The 18185-nt window shown below is 60.6% G+C and carries 19 protein-coding genes and 1 pseudogene; 6 read left to right on the top strand and 14 right to left on the bottom strand.

Annotated features, from left to right (window positions below; all coding sequences use genetic code 11):
• Positions 1–161: 161 nt before the first annotated feature.
• Positions 162–542, top strand: a complete 381-nt coding sequence (locus tag G8767_RS24285; protein ID WP_095971948.1) for a VOC family protein — start codon at positions 162–164, stop codon at positions 540–542.
• A gap of 3 nt (positions 543–545) precedes the next feature.
• On the opposite strand, the gene G8767_RS24280 is transcribed toward G8767_RS24285, so the two are convergent.
• The 3 genes from G8767_RS24280 to G8767_RS24270 form a co-directional block, all read right to left on the bottom strand.
• Complete coding sequence (locus G8767_RS24280) at positions 546–2246, bottom strand: GAF domain-containing sensor histidine kinase (protein WP_166812279.1); 1701 nt, start codon at positions 2244–2246, stop codon at positions 546–548.
• Positions 2236–2967: a response regulator transcription factor gene (locus G8767_RS24275; protein ID WP_166812277.1), complete on the bottom strand. Its 732-nt coding sequence runs from the start codon at positions 2965–2967 to the stop codon at positions 2236–2238. Before G8767_RS24275 ends, G8767_RS24280 begins: the two co-directional genes overlap by 11 nt.
• A 234-nt stretch (positions 2968–3201) precedes the next feature.
• A complete protein-coding gene (locus G8767_RS24270; protein ID WP_166812275.1) occupies positions 3202–3546 on the bottom strand; it encodes a nitroreductase/quinone reductase family protein in 345 nt (114 codons plus the stop codon).
• A 239-nt stretch (positions 3547–3785) separates the two neighbouring features.
• Between G8767_RS24270 and G8767_RS24265 the strand changes: the two genes are divergently transcribed.
• On the top strand, positions 3786–4007 hold the full coding sequence (locus tag G8767_RS24265) for an RGCVC family protein (protein WP_095971810.1): 222 nt from the start codon (positions 3786–3788) through the stop codon (positions 4005–4007).
• Between the two features lie 108 nt (positions 4008–4115).
• Here the strand turns inward: G8767_RS24265 and G8767_RS24260 are convergent, their stop codons facing one another.
• The gene (locus tag G8767_RS24260; RefSeq protein WP_166812273.1) at positions 4116–4679 is read right to left on the bottom strand and encodes a hypothetical protein; all 564 of its coding nucleotides are present in this window, start codon (positions 4677–4679) and stop codon (positions 4116–4118) included.
• A gap of 62 nt (positions 4680–4741) precedes the next feature.
• Positions 4742–5191 carry a helix-turn-helix domain-containing protein gene (locus G8767_RS24255; RefSeq protein WP_166812271.1) on the bottom strand — a complete coding sequence of 150 codons (450 nt, stop codon included), beginning with the start codon at positions 5189–5191 and terminating at the stop codon, positions 4742–4744.
• A gap of 49 nt (positions 5192–5240) precedes the next feature.
• Here G8767_RS24255 and G8767_RS24250 point away from each other — a divergent pair.
• Positions 5241–6515, top strand: a pseudogene (locus G8767_RS24250) (MFS transporter); the annotation flags it as partial.
• Here the strand turns inward: G8767_RS24250 and G8767_RS24245 are convergent.
• Together G8767_RS24245 and G8767_RS24240 are read right to left on the bottom strand one after the other, a co-directional pair.
• Positions 6483–7733, bottom strand: coding sequence for an amidohydrolase (locus G8767_RS24245; protein WP_166812269.1), 1251 nt, complete (start codon positions 7731–7733; stop codon positions 6483–6485). The pseudogene G8767_RS24250 and the gene G8767_RS24245 overlap by 33 nt on opposite strands.
• A 97-nt stretch (positions 7734–7830) precedes the next feature.
• A complete protein-coding gene (locus G8767_RS24240) occupies positions 7831–8253 on the bottom strand; it encodes a hypothetical protein (protein ID WP_166812267.1) in 423 nt (140 codons plus the stop codon).
• A 397-nt stretch (positions 8254–8650) separates the two neighbouring features.
• Here G8767_RS24240 and G8767_RS24235 point away from each other — a divergent pair, with 397 nt between their 5' ends.
• Complete coding sequence (locus G8767_RS24235) at positions 8651–10348, top strand: 3-ketosteroid-delta-1-dehydrogenase (RefSeq protein WP_095971813.1); 1698 nt, start codon at positions 8651–8653, stop codon at positions 10346–10348.
• Between the two features lie 588 nt (positions 10349–10936).
• Positions 10937–11737 carry a M23 family metallopeptidase gene (locus G8767_RS24230; RefSeq protein ID WP_166812265.1) on the top strand — a complete coding sequence of 267 codons (801 nt, stop codon included), beginning with the start codon at positions 10937–10939 and terminating at the stop codon, positions 11735–11737.
• Positions 11738–11843: 106 nt separating this feature from the next.
• Here G8767_RS24230 and G8767_RS24225 read toward each other — a convergent pair whose 3' ends face one another.
• The 5 genes from G8767_RS24225 to G8767_RS24205 all read right to left on the bottom strand — a co-directional run bounded on the left by G8767_RS24225 (position 11844) and on the right by G8767_RS24205 (position 15893).
• Positions 11844–11987 (bottom strand): hypothetical protein, encoded by a 144-nt coding sequence (locus G8767_RS24225; RefSeq protein WP_166812263.1) that lies wholly within the window; start codon positions 11985–11987, stop codon positions 11844–11846.
• 108 nt (positions 11988–12095) lie between these two features.
• Positions 12096–12557, bottom strand: a complete 462-nt coding sequence (locus G8767_RS24220; protein ID WP_166812261.1) for an Hsp20/alpha crystallin family protein — start codon at positions 12555–12557, stop codon at positions 12096–12098.
• Between the two features lie 199 nt (positions 12558–12756).
• The gene (locus G8767_RS24215; protein WP_166812259.1) at positions 12757–14127 is read right to left on the bottom strand and encodes an FAD-binding oxidoreductase; all 1371 of its coding nucleotides are present in this window, start codon (positions 14125–14127) and stop codon (positions 12757–12759) included.
• Between the two features lie 279 nt (positions 14128–14406).
• Positions 14407–14955, bottom strand: a complete 549-nt coding sequence (locus tag G8767_RS24210; RefSeq protein ID WP_166812257.1) for a hypothetical protein — start codon at positions 14953–14955, stop codon at positions 14407–14409.
• A 53-nt stretch (positions 14956–15008) separates the two neighbouring features.
• A complete protein-coding gene (locus G8767_RS24205) occupies positions 15009–15893 on the bottom strand; it encodes an MBL fold metallo-hydrolase (RefSeq protein WP_166812255.1) in 885 nt (294 codons plus the stop codon).
• Between the two features lie 182 nt (positions 15894–16075).
• On the opposite strand from G8767_RS24205, the gene G8767_RS24200 reads away from it, so the two are divergent.
• Entirely contained in the window at positions 16076–16825 is a 750-nt protein-coding gene (locus G8767_RS24200; protein ID WP_166812253.1) for a pentapeptide repeat-containing protein, read from the top strand.
• A gap of 18 nt (positions 16826–16843) precedes the next feature.
• Here the strand turns inward: G8767_RS24200 and G8767_RS24195 are convergent, their stop codons facing one another.
• Together G8767_RS24195 and G8767_RS24190 are read right to left on the bottom strand one after the other, a co-directional pair.
• Complete coding sequence (locus G8767_RS24195) at positions 16844–17302, bottom strand: HtaA domain-containing protein (protein WP_166812251.1); 459 nt, start codon at positions 17300–17302, stop codon at positions 16844–16846.
• A gap of 172 nt (positions 17303–17474) precedes the next feature.
• Entirely contained in the window at positions 17475–17912 is a 438-nt protein-coding gene (locus G8767_RS24190) for a TetR-like C-terminal domain-containing protein (RefSeq protein WP_240952729.1), read from the bottom strand.
• Between the last annotated feature and the right edge of the window lie 273 nt (positions 17913–18185).

Here is an 18185-nt window from a genome sequence, read left to right as displayed (position 1 = left end):
ATGCTTGGGACTGTGGAACATAAACGCAATGATCGTGGCGGTTGCGACCTCGGGCGAGGGGAAAAGGTCCCGAGGATCGGACAGGGCGGCATGGCGTAGATCACGTGGTCCGGTACGGTCGGGAGAGTTGTCTTCACGGGCGGAAAGAAAGCGAGATGGTCATGGCATGTCGTATCAGTGAACTGGTACTCGGTTGCCGGGAACCCGAGGTGCTGGGCCGGTTCTGGTGCGAGGTCCTGGACTTCGTCGTGCTCGATCGAATGGACGACGGTTCGCTGGAGATCGGCCCACGCGAAGGGTTCGGCGGTCCACAGCCCACGATCATCCTCAGTCGTAGAGACGAGCCGGAGAAGGGTAAGCCCCGCCTGCATATCGATGTCAACGCCACCGACCGCGATCAGGAAGCCGAACTCGAACGCCTACTGGCTCTTGGTGCGCGCCCGGCCGACATCGGCCAGACAGGTCAGGAACAGTGGCATGTCCTGGCCGATCCCGAAGGGAACGAGTTCTGCCTGCTCAAGGCCCAACTGGATCCGCTCTGACGCTCAACGGCCAGAGCTTGGTATCGGACTTCGCCTGGGGCTCAGCGGAACCCGCCACACCAGTTCGGTGACACCGTTCTCGCTGGTGATGTTGCTCGAGCCTCCGCACTGACGGGCGCGGGTCGACAGGTTGTCGAGACCGTGGATTCTGGTTGCCTGGTCGATACCCACGCCGTCGTCGACGATGCTGATGACAAGTTCCTCGGTGGCCCGGATGGTGACGTCGATGGCATCGGCATGAGCATGTCGCAGCGCGTTGCTCAAACCTTCGCGCACAACGGCTTCGGCGTGCGGGGCGAGTCGAGCCGGGACGGAACTGTCGATGGTTCCTTCGAAGGTGACGCTGGGAGTGATCGACGAGTGGCCGGACAGACCGTTGACCGCGTCGAGTAGGCGGCGCCGCAGGCTTGTGGGAGTGGACATCTCGCTCGTGTGAAGGTCGAAGACTGCGGTGCGGATTTCACGGACTGTTCGATCGAGTTGATCGACAGAGGTGTCCAATACGGTTCGAACGGTGTTCTCGTCACCTGGACGTTGCAGTACCCCTTGTAGGCTCAATCCAGTGGCGAACAGCTGTTGAATGACGTGGTCGTGGAGATCGCGCGCGATTCGGTCGCGATCTTCGAGGACGTCGACCAGTCTTTCTTTCCGTTGCTGTTCGGCGAATTCGACAGTGACAGAAGCGATGTCTGCCATTGCCGTCAGTTGCTCGATCTCCTCGGCGCCCCACGGGCGGTCGCTGCGGCGGGACGCGAACAGAACGCCGCCGCCGAACGAGGTTCCGGAGAGGGGGAGCGCGACCACCGAATCGTCGCCGGAAACATTCAGCGCCGGAACGGAACTGCCACGTAAGGCAGAGATCGGCCGACGACTGCGCGCAGCGTCGTCGATCACGGTCCCGGACAGATCGACGGCTGAGCCGGTCGCCGTGAAAGGCTGGGAATCGGCAGCGTCCGCGACGTGAACTACTGGCTCTCTGCCCAAGTCGTAGCGAATTATGCACACCAGATTGCCGTCGGTGAGATGGCGCGTCGTGCGTACGAGTTCGGCCAGCGTCTCGTCGCGCGATCCGCCGCTGAGCAGACGCGCGTTGACGGCGGCGACGGCTTTGAGCCAGGCTTCTCGCGTCCGGGATTCCTCGAACAGGCGCGCATTGTCGATGGCGATGCTCGCAGCGTTTGCCAAGATCTGGAGTACGGCCTCGTCGCGGTCGTCGAATGCAGTCCGGTCCGAACTGTCCGCGAGGTAGATGCTTCCGAACACCTCGCCCCTGACGAAGATCGGAACTCCGAGAAACGTATCCATCGGCGGGTGATTGGCTGGAAACCCCGCCGAGGACGGATGCGAGGAAATGCGCTCGGTTCGAACGGGACACGGTTCTTGAACGACCAGGCCCAGTAGTCCGTGACCTTCTGGAAGATGCCCGATCTCGGCGACCTGCCCCTGATCCAAACCGGAGTGGATGAATCGCGACAAGCGTCCGTCGGGGGACTTCACGCCGAGCGCACCGTAGTCCGCTTCGAGGAGGTGGCGCGCGACGTCGACAATTTGTTGCAGGGTTTCGTCGAGCTCGAGGGTGGACCCGACAGTCAATACGGCACTGAGCAGCTTGGGAATCGCGGTCGGGTTGAGGGCAGTCGCCTCGGCGCTTCCGGCGATGTCGCCGAAAAGGCTGAGCATGAGCGCGTCGCGGCTACCTGGCATGGTGTGTGCCCGTAGTGGCGGAGAATGGCGAACCTGACGGAGTCAGCAGGTGAGTGGTCGCCTGTCCGGAAGGATCCGGGTGAGCAGTGCCCGCACGAAGCTTTGTCGCCAGAACTGCGGCCTGAGTTCGACGCTCGAGACCCAGTTTTTCGAGGATGCGGGAGACGTAGTTCTTGACTGTCTTCTCCGAGAGCTCCGCGTGCGTGCTGATCTCTCGATTGCTCAGCCCCTTGCCGATCAACTCGAAGATCAACAGTTCCTGATCGGTCAACAGTGCTGCCGCAGTGCCGGACTCCTGCTCGGATCGGATGCGCCGAACCAAACCGATGACTGCCTGAGTGTTCAACAGGGATTTGCCGGTGGCGACCGTACGGATCGCCGAAACCAGGTCGTGGCCGCGGATGTTCTTGAGGACGAATCCGCGTGCGCCCGCGATCATGGCGTCGAGGAGGGCGTCGTCGTCGGAATACGACGTGAGTATCAAGGTGGCCGCTTCCGGATAGGTCGACGCCAGTTCTCGGCACAGTTCCACACCGTTGCCGTCGGGAAGCCTGACGTCCATGACAACCACGTCGGGTCGGCATGCGGGTATGCCGGTCGAGGCTTCGCGAACACACGACGCCTCGCCCACGACATTGAATCCCGATACCCGATTCAACAGGTCTGCCAATCCACGACGAACGATCTCGTGGTCGTCGACCAGATAGATGCCGATCGTCACGGTGGTCACCTCTTCCAGCTCACGCCTGCCATCGATGTTACCGGACGGTAATGTCCCGACAGGATCGGGTTGTCCGACCGATGGTCGACAAGAAACCCGCGTCGAAGGGTGCGAGACCGGGTGCCGATTGCACAGAGTCAAAGGTCCCGACCGTCACGAGATCTGAATCACCCCGATGTCACCAAGTGGTGGGTGTGAGCTGAATGTGATTGCGCCGGTGGCGGTTCGATTCGTTCAGTCGACGGGAGCGAGTTCGACCGAGACATAGACGCCCTTTCCTTTTCGGTGTGCGAGTGCCTCACCCGGGCGATCGATACCGTCCAGTTGGAGAATGATCGGTCCTTGTTCCGGATAGAAATTGCGCCACCAACTCTTCTTGTCCGGCATGGCAACGCCGATCGTCACATGGTCGCCCTTGCGCTTGTAGGAGACGGGCGCGCTGAAGGTGCGTCCCGACTTGCGACCGACATAGGTGATGACGGTCATCGAACGGCCAAGCAGCTTGCCCACGACCGGAGCACCGATCAGTGGTTGGACCACTACGTTCACGGCGGCGGACACACGTTGGAAAGTGTTCACAAGAAGCCCTTTCACATCGACTACTGCACGAAATCGAATCCTGCACGGAAATTGCCGCGTGCAGTAGTTCTATCCTGCTCGACGGGGATTGCCGCGCGGGCAGAAATTGGTACAAACCGGTGCGCCGAAGCGAGTAGCGTGGGGTAGGTCGAGGGTCATTCGAATATGCGCGGTCAAGCCATGTCGTCCTCGACGCCAACCCGGTCCGTGGTCGAACGGCCGAGAACTGGAGCGCCTGTATGGCGTCGAACCCGTCCGACGTGTCGAATGCACCAGGGCAAGCCGAGTCGACTGACGCGGACGAGAAAGCATTGTCCATCTGTCCGGCATGTCAGCACAGTATGGAATCCCACGATCCGCTCGGAGTTCGGTTCTGCGCGGTGACTGCCGACCGAGGTCTCGACCGAAAGTGCATCTGCGCCGCCGATCGCGAGGAAATGCAGCACTACTCGCGATATTGATCCGCCTGGACGTCGCGTCCATTCCTTCGTCAGGATTCGACTACCACCCGCGTGATGCTGTCGTCGCCGCTGAATCGCGCCGCGGGGGCAATGCACTGAGGGCCAGATTCAGCGTCGTCGCGACCATCTGTCACGCAGAAGCATCAGTGCGGTAAGGGTTAGCCCCCATCCGATTGCAGACAGCGCAACGCCTACGCCCGCTTGGCCGGTGACATCAGTACTAGCGCCGATGCTGAAAGCTGTGGTGAATCCTGCAGCCGTGCCGGCAGCTGCAGTCAGACCTCCCGACTTGATCCATCGCGCGCAATGTGCGGAAACGAAACACGCGAGAATTACCGTTAATCCGCAGGCGAGGACCTGCCAGGTCGTAAACTGCGTCGGGGCAGGCAGGCCGGGGCCGCGGAATCCGCCTTTGTAGTCGGCTGACCAGCTGAGCCAGCCCACGCAAGACAGAACGCCCAGCGCAAAAGCCAACAGGCCAGTGCGCCACAGTCCGAGTGAGCCCGACCCTGTGAGCCCGGAACCGGGGGCGGTCGTGGAATGCTCCAGGTCAAGTCGTTCCGAACGCCAAATAGTCCAGATGAAGCTCGCACCGACAGCCGTGGGCACGCCGACGAAGATGAATACGATCCAGAGAAACTGCGGCCAGGAAAACTCGAGATCGACTGTCATGAATGGAGTATGCGCGTACTACCAACCCTGCGTGGCCACCGTTCACTGTGCCGAGTCGTCGCTCAACCTTCAACGACCTTCTCGACGTGTGTGTTGGTCGGGTTCAGGTCGATTTTCCGTGCATTGACCAGTCGGAGTCCGGGTACCGGGTCTCCCGTGGTGTCGTCTATCAACGTCGAATGGGGTTCACCGTCATCGAACGCATGGCGTTCGCCCCACTGTCGCAGGCTCGTGATCACGACGAACAGATCCATGCCACGTTCAGTCAAGACGTACTCGTTGCGGGTCCCTTGCACGTTTGATCGAACCTCGAAGATCCCTTGCTCGACAAGGGCTTTGAGTCTGTCCGTGAGAATGTTCTTTGCGATGCCCAGGTTTCGTTGAAACTGACTGAATCTGGATGCCCCGTCGAAGGCGTCTCGCACGATCAACAACGACCATCGATCGCCGATGATGTCGGCCGCTCGGGCCGTCGGGCAGTGCGAGTCCGTCCACTGTGCGCGAGCAGGCATCGAATTCCTCATTGGTTGCGTTTTGAAACCGAATTGACGTAGCCTTCAAATGGTATCAAAATGCAACCAAGTTGAGGTGGAAGTGTCCGAACGTCATGCACTCACGATCGCACCGGTAGGGCCGAAAATGCCTCGTGGACTTCGCCTGTTGCTCGCCGTGCTCTGCGGTGTCTCGGTGGCGAACATCTACTACGCGCAACCGCTACTCGGACAGATCGGCTCGGATCTTTCCCTTCCTCCGGCCGGCCTCGGCTTCGTCGTGGCACTCGCCCAACTCGGTTACGTGGTCGGGTTGATCGTGTTGGTGCCACTGAGCGATCTCGTGAATCGCAAGAGATTGATCGCACTCCAGATCGTCGCTGCTGCAACGGGAACGATGGTTGTAGCTCTGGCCACCACGAGCGCGCAACTGCTGATCGGGATGACCGTCGCCGGCACGTTCTCCGTTGTCGTTCAAGTCGTAGTCGCCTACGCTGCGGCAATCAGCGACCCGGACGAGCGGGGCGCAAACATCGGTGTAATCACCAGTGGCGTTGTCGTCGGCATCATCCTCGCTCGAACTGTCGCCGGCGCAGTTGCGGATCTGGCAGGCTGGCGTGCGGTCTACTCGGGATCCACTTTCATTTCGGTACTGGTCGCGGCAGTCGCGTTGACGATGCTGCCGAAAGACACTCGCTCGCACTCGGATCGGTCTTCTTATGTGCATGCCATGGGATCGGTCGTGACATTGGCGATTACGAACCGACTGTTTCGCACGAGGGCTCTGATCGCCTTGTTCTTGTTCGCGTCCTTTGGCGCCTTGTGGAGTGGAATGGCCCTGCCATTGAGCGAAGAACCATGGCGGTTGTCGACCACACAGATCGGGCTCTTCGGAATCGCCGGATTGGTCGGAGCATTGGGCGCGATCGGTGCCGGACGTTGGGCCGATCAAGGGAAGGCGCAACGTGTTACCGGGGCGTCTTTGGTTGTTCTCTTGCTGTCGTGGGTATTGAACGCGCAGGCGACGCATTCGCTTGTCCTGCTCGTAGTCGGTGTTGTCGCATTGGACTTCGCCGTACAGGCTGTTCACGTCACGAGCCAGAATCTGATCGTCGCGGACCAACCGGAATCGGCCGGACGGATCATCGGCGGTTACATGGTGTTCTATTCGTTGGGCAGCGCCGCTGGAGCAGTAACCACCACAATGGTTTTCGACGCGGCAGGGTGGGGTGCTGCAAGCATTCTCGGCGGTGCCTACGCGTTTGCAGCATTGGCGGTGTGGACGATCGATCGATTGCGGACCGGTCCCGCACTAGGGAGTTGGGAGCCACGTCCTGGCCGCGACGACCAAGGCGTTCACACCGATGGTCAGGGTCGGCTCGATCACTGGAGCGTAGTGCGGAGAGTGGTTCGACGGAACGGTTCGCAGGGCCGGATCAGTCATGTCACCTGTAGTGAACAGTGAAGGGTCGGTCCCGCCCAACAGCCAGTACGACAGTGGCGCACCGGCACTGGTGGCGAGGATTCCGACGTCTTCACTACCTGCGCCCGCACCGGGGTCGAGAATCTTGTTCGTTCCCAGCCATTCGGCAAAAGCATCGAGGGTCTTGTCGAGCGCTGCCGGGTCATTGACGACGATCGGAAAGCGCTCAGTCTCGGTGATGGTCGGTGGGGTGGGTGCACCGGCGGTGGCCGCTTCGCCCCGAACGATGCGGTCGACGCTGTCGAGGATGCGTCGGCGCACAGCCGCGTCGTAGCTGCGGATGTTGAGTTGCAGTTCTGCTTCGCCGGGAATCACGTTGGCGGCATCGCCCGCATGGATGGAGCCGACGGTGAGGACAGCCGTCGCAGTACTCGGCACCTCGCGTGAAATGACAGTTTGCAGTCGCAACACGGTCTCGGCTGCCATGACCACGGGATCGACCGAGTTCTCCGGCATCGAACCGTGGGCCCCCTTTCCGACCAGTCGAACTCGCAATGAATCCGATCCCGCGTACGAGGGGCCGGCGTGCCCAGCGATCGTGCCTGCCGGTAGCGGAGCTACGTGTTGTCCGAGCACGACGTCAGGTCTCGGAAATCGCTCGAACAGTCCGTCGTCGACCATGGCTTGCGCACCCGCGCCAAGTTCCTCGGCCGGTTGGAATACGAGGACAAGAGTGCCGGACCAGGTCGTCGTGTCCTGCGAGAGGATCCGGGCTGCACCGAGTAAGCAAGTCGTATGCAGGTCATGGCCGCACGCGTGGCTGACCGGGACGGACTTCCCCTGATCGTCGGTCGTTGTCACGGTGCTGGCGTAGTCCAATCCCGTTTCTTCCCGAACCGGGAGGGCGTCCATGTCCGCACGCAGCAGCGCAGTGGGTCCTGCTCCGTTCTTCAGGACTCCGACGACTCCGGTAGTCCCGACTCCGGTTGTGATGTCGAATCCCAATGCATGCAAATGTTTTTCGACGATCTTGGACGTGCGATCTTCGTGAAACCCCAGCTCGGGGTGACTGTGGAGATCCTTGTACACGTCGATCAAATCCAGATCGACTGCGATTGTTTCGTGCACTGACGAGGTCATGGGCGTCCTCTCGGTAGCGTCTTTTCAGGCTAACCGGGATGACAGGTCGGTAAACAGGACCTTAGGTCCCACCGTGCCGGTGATGCGGAGTCCGGTGCTACGGCACGTAAAACGATGTGGCACCTGGGGTGATGATGGATCCGGCCATAGACAGCACGGCGACAGCGACTTGACCGGTCCCGGTCTGCACGATCGCCTCGGCCGGGACTCCGTTCAGACCGTCCGAGAGTCGAGCGGAGCCGGAAGCCCCGGTCGAAAGGTTCAGCCAGCGCACTTCGGACGAGAGCAGGCATCCCCAGCGGTCTTCCTTGCCGCCGGTGATCGTCACCGTGCCGGGTTGTTCGCCGACTACAGCTACGCAGCGGACGGCGGGCGCGTCGAAGCTGCCGTTCGGGTTGCCGTACGGCGCAGGGTTGATCTGAAACGGAATGGTCACCGAAGCGGATGCGAGGGCTACCGGCGTCAGAGCCGAAACGATCACGACGGATGCGCAGACGCTGAGTCGGCGAACGAGATTCATCACGAGAGACCTCCAGTGTTCGGCAATGTCGCCTGCGGTTACCACTTTCCACCACGGTCGTGATCGAAGGGACAGCCTCACCATATCCGCTCGAATAGGAGAAATTCGTGGATCGAGGACACACTGGCGTGATGGTGGACCGATCTGCGAATTGGTCGACAATGTCGAGGAACGATCAAACGCACCCACGATTCTTCCCGACTCCCGGCATCAACCGCCGCGAATATGTCACTCAGGGACCGGGCTGTTTGCCGTGACGGCCGAACTGCGCCCACTCTGACCGGATGCTGTCAGAGCCAACCCGCTCGCAGTGTCCCGCTGAATGGGCATCCGGACCCTACTCCGCTGCGACTGCCCTAGCGTTTGCGTCGATAAACCACGTGAAGGGATTCGTTCAATGGCTAAGAATCAGGCACCCCCCGCGACACGAGCCCATGACATCGCTGTCGACCTGCTTGTGATCGGGTCCGGTACCGGCATGGCAGCGGCCCTCACCGCGAACGAGCTCGGCTTGTCCACGCTGATCGTGGAGAAGACGCAGTACGTTGGCGGTTCGACGGCGAGGTCCGGTGGGGCGTTTTGGATGCCTGCCAACCCGGTACTGGCAGAAGCCGGTGCGGGCGACACCATTGCGCGCGCGAAGACGTATGTGCATGCAGCGGTGGGTGATACGGCACCCGCCGCACGTGGTGAGGCGTTCGTCGACAACAGTGCCGCCACGGTCGACATGCTCCATCGCACGACGCCCATGAAGTTCTTCTGGGCCAAGGAATACTCCGATTACCACCCCGAACTGCCGGGCGGTAGCGCTGCCGGCCGCACCTGTGAGTGCCTGCCGTTCGATGCGTCGGTGCTCGGTGCGGAACGTGGTCGCCTGCGCCCCGGCTTGATGGAAGCCGGGCTGCCGATGCCCGTGACCGGCGCGGACTACAAATGGATGAACCTGATGGTGAAGAAGCCGACCAAGGCTTTTCCGCGCATCATCCGCCGCTTGGCGCAGGGCGTCTACGGCAAGTACGTCCTCAAGCGTGAATACATCGCCGGTGGTCAGGCGCTCGCAGCTGGCCTGTTCGCCGGTGTGGTGCAAGCTGGTATCCCAGTGTGGACGGAGACGTCGTTGGTTCGGCTCGTCACCGAGGGCGACCGCGTGACCGGTGCAGTCGTCGTGCAAGACGGCCGCGAGGTGACGGTGACGGCCCGGCGCGGCGTAGTTCTGGCCGCCGGCGGGTTCGACCACAACATGGAGTGGCGCCACAAGTACCAGTCGGAGAGCCTCGGAGAGCACGAGAGCCTCGGTGCCGAGGGCAACATTGGCGAGGCGATCGAGGCAGCGCAGGAGTTGGGCGCCGGTATCGGTTCCATGGACCAGTCGTGGTGGTTCCCGGCGGTCGCGAGCATCAAGGGACGGCCGCCGATGGTGATGCTCGCGGAGCGTGCCCTGCCTGGCTCGTTCATCGTCGACCACACCGGCCGGCGATTCGTGAACGAGGCAACCGATTACATGACCTTCGGTCAGCGCGTGCTCGAGAGGGAGAAGGCGGGCGACCCGGCCGAGTCCATGTGGTTCGTCTTCGACCAGGAGTACCGCAACAGCTACGTGTTCGCCGGCGGCATCTTCCCGCGTCAGCCCCTTCCACCGGCCTTCTTCGAGTCCGGTATCGCACACAAGGCGAGCAACCCGGCAGAGCTCGCTCGCAAGGTCGGACTGCCGGAGGACGCGTTCACCGAGACCTTCCGGACGTACAACGAGGCCGCAGCAGCAGGTAGCGACGCGGAATTCGGTCGTGGAGGAAGTGCGTACGACCGCTACTACGGTGACCCGACAGTGTCTCCCAACCCCAACCTGAGGCCGGTTGACGGCCGTTCCCTCTACGCGGTGAAGATGACATTGAGTGACCTCGGTACCTGCGGTGGCGTACAAGCCGACGCGCGTGCCCGCGTGCTTCGTGAGGACGGCAGCATCATCGACGGTCTCTATGCGATCGGCAACACCGCGGCCAACGCATTCGGTCACTCCTATCCAGGTGCCGGCGCGACGATTGGCCAGGGCCTGGTTTACGGCTACATCGCTGCCCATCACGCCGCAGAGCGGTAGCTCGACAAACACAGAGCGCTAGCTCGACCACATAAATAGATCTACCCGACGGGAGATCAGCGCGCGTTTCCGACACCGGAACGTGCGCTGGTCTCCCGTTCGGCATTTTTCCTGGTGGGGCGTTGTCAGGCGCGGGATTATGTCGCGACCGGTCGGGACGAACGTGCAAAAACAGGTACGTACCCAGGTAGTTCAACCGTCGCGTGCAGCGTCGTGAAGCGACAGCGTATGAGGTGATTCGTCATCCGCAACGCAAGGATCTGCATGTTCCACCCCTTTCTCGACCGTCCGGGTAGACACCCGCCTCGATTGGTCTGCGATCGAAAAATTTGAAGTTCGGTGCGCCTGCATTCACAGTGCACGGCAGAGCGAACCGCCACGAAGTCAGAACTCGTCAGAGTCTGATCGGTCCGTTTGATCGCCAGGTGCCCTCGATCGCGAGCTTCGTCTTTTACACGCCCCGTATTGGGCGCATTCGAAAAGTTCTACACAACGGAGTCGGTGCTGCTCGCCATGAGCTCAGCACATTTCGAGTGCTGTCAGCCGGTAGAGGCTGCACCTTCACCGTCCACATCCAGTCAGGAAACAATGAGTAAGCACAGAAAACACAAGCCCTCCAACACAAAACGATTCATCGCCCTGACCGCGGGAGTGAGCGCCCTCGTAGGTGCCGGAGCAGTAGCCAACGCAGGTATCGCCGGTGCGCAAGGCTGGTCGGCCAGTTGCGGTTGGGAGTGGCCGGTAGGTGGATCACTCTCGCAGGGGTACCACGCGGGCCACGACGGCGTCGACTTCGCCGTAAGCGTCGGTACCACGCTCTACGCGCCGACGTCGGGAACGATTTCTGTTGCAGGGCCCAATGATCCAGGAGGATACGGAACTTACATCCAATTGGAAGCGGACACCGGCGAGCAGATCCAGATGGGACACCTCTCCGACACCTGGGTCGGAGTGGGTCAGCACGTCGAGGTCGGCGATGAGATCGGGGCAACCGGCAACACCGGTAGCTCGACCGGTCCCCACTTGCATCTGCGGATTCACAGTGGTGGGGCCGTCGATCCGATGGCCTTCCTGAGTTCGGTCGGCGCGTGCGATACCGGTTCGAGCATTGTTCCTGCCGCTGCACCTGCACCTGAGGCGGCAATCGAATCCGCACCGGAGCCCGCTTCCGCTCCGGTTGTCGAACCCGTGTCATCCGAATCTGCACCGGCAGAAAGTATTCCGGAGACTGAATCCCGTGTGTCGGGCGAAGAGGTAATCGTTGCGGCTGGCGATACGTTGTCCGGTCTCGGTGCAGAACGGGGGCTTTCCTGGCAGCAGGTCTGGGACATGAACCCGCACATCGTCGATCCCGACCAGATCTTTGTCGGTGACGTCATCAACCTGTAACAGTGGAGAATCCAACTCCGGCACGATGCCTTCCGCCCGGTCGCCCGGGCGGAAGGCATCGTTTTATGTGCTGGACAACATATTTGGCGAAATTTGTGTCGCCTTGTCAGGGTTGAAACTCTTCGTTGTGGGGATTCTCCGGCGGACTGGTTGCGAGTATGCGCTTCCACCACTTTTGCCGCTGCGGGTCTTCGTTCCAGAGCACCGGTTCAGCGAGAGTGGGTACGGGGGCCACGGTTGTCGCGGACATAGGAGACCTCCTGGGATGAAAGGTTCTTGTGCATGCGATTTCGCGCCAGGACTGCAGAATTTTGCAGCGTGATCCAGGCGTGTGGGTAGCGCTACAGATCCGATCTGATCAGGCTTCGATCTGTCCCCGAGCTTCCGTCTCGGAATGTGCAGATCGGACAGGAGTCGCCGACGAGATTTCGATTCGCCTCGGTTTTGCCTTCTCTGCGATCGGCAAGCTCACGGTCAATACGCCGTTGTCGTACGAGGCGACGATCCGCTCGGAATCGATGTCCTCGCTGATGGACAACTGCCTTCTGTACGTTCCCGTGAAACGCTCGCCGGCCAGCCACGTCACGCCCTCTTCGGAGAGGGCGCTACGGTGCGCGGTCAAGGTCAGAGTCGAGCCGTCTACCTGTACGTCCACCGATCCCGGGTCGACGCCGGGGAGATCGGCATGCAGGACGTAGTGGTCATCGACCTTGTAGAGGTCCATCGGCATGAAGCGTGGACTTCGGTTACTACCGGTTCCGGTAGCAAGCAAGGATTTGGTGATCGCGTCGATGTCGGTGAAAGGATCGAAACGAAGCACAGCAACACACCTCCCGTATCGTCGAAGAAAGGTCACCGTCACCTCGACGGCGACCGAACTCACTGTGCGAGAACATGATAACCAAAGAATCTGGCACTCTGCAACCTCGAGTGCCAGATTTTTCGGTTGAGACTTCGGACCGAGATTCGGGAGGATGTGTGCCGAACTCGGGTCGCTGATTGCTCGACCTTTGTGGCCTCTACGGGATCAGAACGCGCGGGTTCAAGATGTTGTTGGGGTCGACGGCGTTCTTGATTGCCCTGTTCAGCTTGACCACGACCGGGTCCAGGGCATTCGACAGGTTTCCTCGTTTGTGTTGTCCCACGCCGTATTCTGTTGTCACGGTCCCTCCCAGTGCCCTCACGAGGTCATAGATCTCTCGTCTCGCCGCGGCTGCAGATGCTGCGGCCGCTTCGTCGCCGACCGGATAGTTGAGGACGGGGTGTGTGAGCTCGTCCGCGGCGTGGGTGTAGCTGACGACAGTGGTGTTGTTGCGATTTGCTATGTCGGCTATACCGTCGGTGAGCTCAGGGAGCTTGTCGATCGGGACGGCAACATCGTCGCCGATGACCACGCCTTTCTGCTCGAAGGCTTCGTAGACGGCGTAGCGCGGACGGATGAACAGCTCACCTTCGTGATGGTCGTCGGTGACGAATACAGCTGAGGCTCCCCGTTTTTCGCAGTGCGTGCGCATCAGTTCCATCTCGGCCTCTGCGGCGTTGCCGGCGTCGGAGCGCCCGATGAGGAGTGCCCCGGCGTCGGTGTCAAGTTCCATGCGAAGGAACTCTTCAGCCACCTTGATGGCGGCATTGTCGAGGATTTCGAGTTCTGAGGGGCGTGTGCGGTTTGTGATGTCCCGTGCGGCGGCGACGGCCTCGGACATCAGCGGGAAGAAGGCCACCAATGTGTGAGGAGTCGGGGGCCGAGGGATGAGCCGAAGTGTCAGTTCGGTTATCACTCCCAGTGTGCCTTCGCTGCCCACGAACAACTTCGTCAACGAGAGCCCGGGGGTGTCCTTGATGCGGTCCCCGCCGAGTTCAGCGATGGACCCATCCGCTAGCACAACGGTCATTCCCAGAATGTAGTCGCTGGTAACGCCGTATTTCACGCAACAAGGACCACCAGCGTTGGTTGCGGCGTTGCCGCCGATCGAGCAGATCTCGAATGACGACGGGTCTGGTGGATAGTACAAACCTTCTTTTGCGGCAGCGGCTTTCACATCGTTAGTGAGTGTGCCCGGTTCGACGATTGCCGTGCGTGACGATGCGTCGATCCGGATCGATCTCATTCGTTCGAGGCTGAGGGTTATCGCGCCGTCGATGGCCGTGGATCCGCCGACGACACTGGTTCCGGCGCCCCGTGGGACAACTGAAATACTTCGGCTGTCGGCGAAGCGAAGGGTCTCCTGCACGTCTGATGCCGTCGATGCACGAACAACGGCTACCGGTGTGCCTGCTGCGGGGTCGAAACTCCAGTCCTGTCGATAGGATTGGAGGAGATCTGGATCGGTGGTCATCGCGCCCGGTGACAGTCGCTGGGTGAGTAAATCCAAGTCGTCGACAGTGTCCATGATTCGAGTTCCAGCCTTCCGATCCGTGATGTTCTACCGAAACCGGTTGAACCTGAGGAATACCGATGGTCGGTCACCCACAAACCGCGTGGACATCAGTCGATGACGCAAGAAGTCTTGCCTCATCCGGGGTATGGGCGTGGACCAGGTAGTTGAAAGCTAGTGTCTCGAGTGCGGTTGAGATCCACTGAATGTGGCGTACGGCACAGTTCGTCCGCCCCGGCAATCCCCAGCAACGAGCGAGCGATGGAGGAACCACACCATGACGGCACCGCTGTGTCAGATACTGCTGAGGTCCGATATCACCTGATCGAATGCTCCGGTACGGCCGGGAGTCACTACTTTCTGGAATAGCGTCAGCACGCACTCGTCGAGTGCGTCCGTTACCGACACGGTTTTCCGAGTGACGGTACTTCGGTTTGACCAGCGTCCGCGGGCCATGTGCGCCAAGGCGGATCCGTCGCGCAGAGCCGTCGCTCTCCGACTCGATGAATGCGCGAAGACATACGTCCGGTCGGAGATGACCACTTCGCATCGCTTGTTCTTTCGACGCATTGCCTTGGGTTGTTGATCTGTCACAGTTCCGGTCATCCCTCCGGACAATCGAAGTGTTGCGGGATGGCCTTTGCGGAAGGTGAGAACCTGTCGATCTCGAGCGGCGATCGACGAATCCCGCTTCCTTCTACCTGGCGTCTGATCGCCCTCGTCCGTGTGTGTGGGGAACAGTGCGCCGTAGACGCTTCCCGATGGATCGAAAATCGTTACGGCTGAACCGTCTTCGGCAAGATTGACAAACCATCCGGTATCTGTGGAACTGTTCCAATTCATGCCGAAGATTATGCTACGAGTGATCGTCGAGCGGCAGGTTGCCTACTCCAACGTCAGAGGACACGACGGTACGTCTTGTCTGCGACTGTGATGACGGCGCCGGATGCGATAAGTCGTTCGAGGTGAAGTTGCGCTGTTCGCCGTTCGACGGCGTCGACGTACGGGGCACTGACGTGGGGCCGGTAGACGAGGCGGTGGGCGACGATGTCTTCCAAGCGTTGTGGTTCATCGAGGAACTTGACGAGTCGTTCTTCGCGGCTGAGGAGTTTGTCCCGGTAGGCGGTCAAGCGTCGACGGAATTCCTCGCTGCCCTCGATCACGCCTTTCTGGTGGAAAGTTCCGTACCAACGCGCGTCGATCGTTGCGACGTGGTCGATGGAGTCGAGAAAGTCGTTGACGCTGCTGCCAAGATCGCCGTACATCGGGCCGAAGGAGGTGAGGTCGATGTCGGCGACGTAGAAGAAGCCGTCGGGCTCGACAAGGACGCCGCAGTGTCCGCGAGTATGACCAGGCAAATGAATGACTGTCGCGGTGCGGTCGCCGAGGTCGAAGACGTGACCGTCATCGATCCCCGCCACATTCTCGTGCGTCGAGGGGATGCCGTACTGAGTTGCTATCGATTGCTGGACCTCGGCTCGTTGGCCTGGGGGAAGGCCGTAGTTGGTGAGCAGCGTGTCGAGGGATGCAACCGCGGGTGCGTCGAGGTGGTGCGCGTAAACCGGTGTGTCGAAGTGACGTAGTCCGGCGATGTGGTCTTCGTGGCCGTGGCTGACGAATACGAGATCCGCGCCGACGGGGTCGCGGTCGAGAGAAAGGGAAGGGTCCATGACGAGGGTGCCTTCGGATCCGCGCACCACCACGGTGTTTCCGTAGGGGACGGCTCCACCGTTCTCCGGAATCAACACCGAGACCTTGCCGAATTCCACGGGTGTGAACATCTTTCGCCTCCCAGTGCGACGACAGTGTCGAGATGACACCGGCTTGCAGGCTCGAATCAGTCAGGACCTCTCGACAATATGCGTTGCCCCGACGACGGGATGAATCGGATAGTGATCCGGCTACAGGTGGCCCGTCTCTTGGCAGGCACACACCGGTTTTCGGTGCTCGATACGATCGATCTGTGAAGAAGTCCGAGATCACCGCACTGCGCCGCCGCTGGGCGGATGAGGATGTCGAGAATCTGCGCGCGCAATTGGTCGTCCAGTCGCGGATTGTCAGGCCCCCTCACACTCTCACTTCTCGTTGGGCAGAGACCGATGACGGTTTCGTGGATCTGCGCGGTCTAGTCGTCGGTAGCGATGGTCTCGACATCAGATTCCTCGCACTCGAACGTGTTGATCTGAGCTACGTACGGGGCGCGCTCACCGCCTTCGAGGCTGAGATGTTCAACTGCCGTTTCGATTTCGCTGCGCTGACGAGTCAGCAACGACTCAATCGCCGATTCGAGCGATGCAGTTTCCGGGGAGTCACTGCTTCGCGTCTGACGATCGGACCGAACGTCGTCGATTGCGATTTCACCGGGATGAAAGCACACAGGCTCCGCTCTGTGCCCAATACCTTGTTCGAGCGGTGCGCATTCGACGACTCGGACCTGGCAGGCGCGGAGTTCGCCGATACCGCCTTTGTCGATTGCACCTTCCAAAGCGCGCGATTCTCCGCGTCCACCAACTTCGAGCGGTGCACCTTCACTCGCACTGACATCGAGTTCTCGACGGCGAGGGTTTCGCGATCGACGAGTAACGGATCTACTCTGCGGGACCAGTGGGAAGGGGAGGCCCAAGCAGCCGTGGCGTTGGAGCGCCACGCAGTGCGTTACGCGTCCGCAGTCGAGATGGGGGAGGAGGACAACGTGTGCCTCGATCCATTCTGAAAGACCGCAAGACGTCTGTCAGTTGCGGTCACTGCCGATTGTCAATGGCGAGAGTCTCGTACCCGAAGGGTAATTGGCGCCGAACACAGCTGAGCCGTCGGCGGTCACCTGTACTTCGGCTCGCAGGACAGACGCTGAGCTCTCGATACCATCGAGGGTCGCAATCACGACGCGTTCCGGCGCGTCCAGAGCAGTCCTCACGCTCAGTTGCCCCTGCGTCTCGTTCACACGAACTTCCGGATCGGCAATGACGATATCGAGAAGCCCGTCGTGAGCACGAAGATGGATCGCGCCACTGAACTCGGCAATCCGAACCCCGTCTGCGTCATGATGATCGGACGCTAGTGGCCAGACCAATTCGTCACCCAGCTCAAGGAGGCCAGACGCATACGAAATCTCACCCAGCACGCGAACATACTGCAGCAGAGACTCTTTCACAGACCAACTCAAGATTGTGGGATTACTGTTCTCTGTCATTCCCAAGCCTCCTTCTCGTGCGCCGAAATGTGAACGGGACGTGATCCGCTCGGATGCTGACCGACCGGGCCCAGCGTCGACGACCTCGAGTCCCGTTCCAACGCCACACGCAATATCGTTCCATGGTTCGCCCGGCTATCCGTCGGGGTCGAACTACCGGCAACAGTGTTGGTTATTCGTCGTTGGATCCGGGTTGGGATTTGAGGCCCGCGAGAACGAGGTCGACGACCAACTCGACGTACGTGTCGGATCCGGCTTCGAACTCTTTGATTTTGGACATCGGGGTCATCAAATAGTGGTGCTCAATTGTTCCTGCCACGGCGTCGAGAATCAAGGCCGGTGACGTTCCTTTGCTGATCTCTCCGCGTTCGATTGCCCGAAAGATAATTTCGCGACCGCCGGCAATGCTCTCACTGCGAAAGTCGGCAATTTCTCCCTCGAATAGTTCGGGATAGATTTTTGCATCGATCATGGCTCGTATTCGTACTGAGCCGTGCTTACCGAGTAACTGCTCTACCGTGACGTGACCGATCGCAATCAAGTCTCCTCGAAGCGTTCCGGTATCGAAGTCGAGGACGGTTCTCTTGCTCGATCGCAATGCATCCGACATTATCTGCTCTTTGGTCGTCCATCGCCGGTAGAGTGCTGCTTTTCCAACTTTGGCGTGTCGGGCGATGATATCGAGGTTCAATCTCGCCCAACCAAGTTCTCCGTACAAATCCAACGCAGAGGAAAGAATGCGTGTCTCTATGTCCGGGTCGCTGGGTCGCCCACGACCAGATGGTTGTGGCATGGCACGCGACATGGACCCATCATGCCACGCGCCATCGTCGGGTCTGTGTCGAGTCGTTTGTTCGGGTCAATCTCGACGGTGCAGCGAAGT

It is taken from the genome of Rhodococcus sp. IC4_135, from assembly GCF_011602025.1.
Taxonomy (GTDB): Bacteria; Actinomycetota; Actinomycetes; order Mycobacteriales; family Mycobacteriaceae; genus Rhodococcus_F; species Rhodococcus_F baikonurensis.
This window is presented reverse-complemented; position numbering and strand designations above follow the sequence as displayed.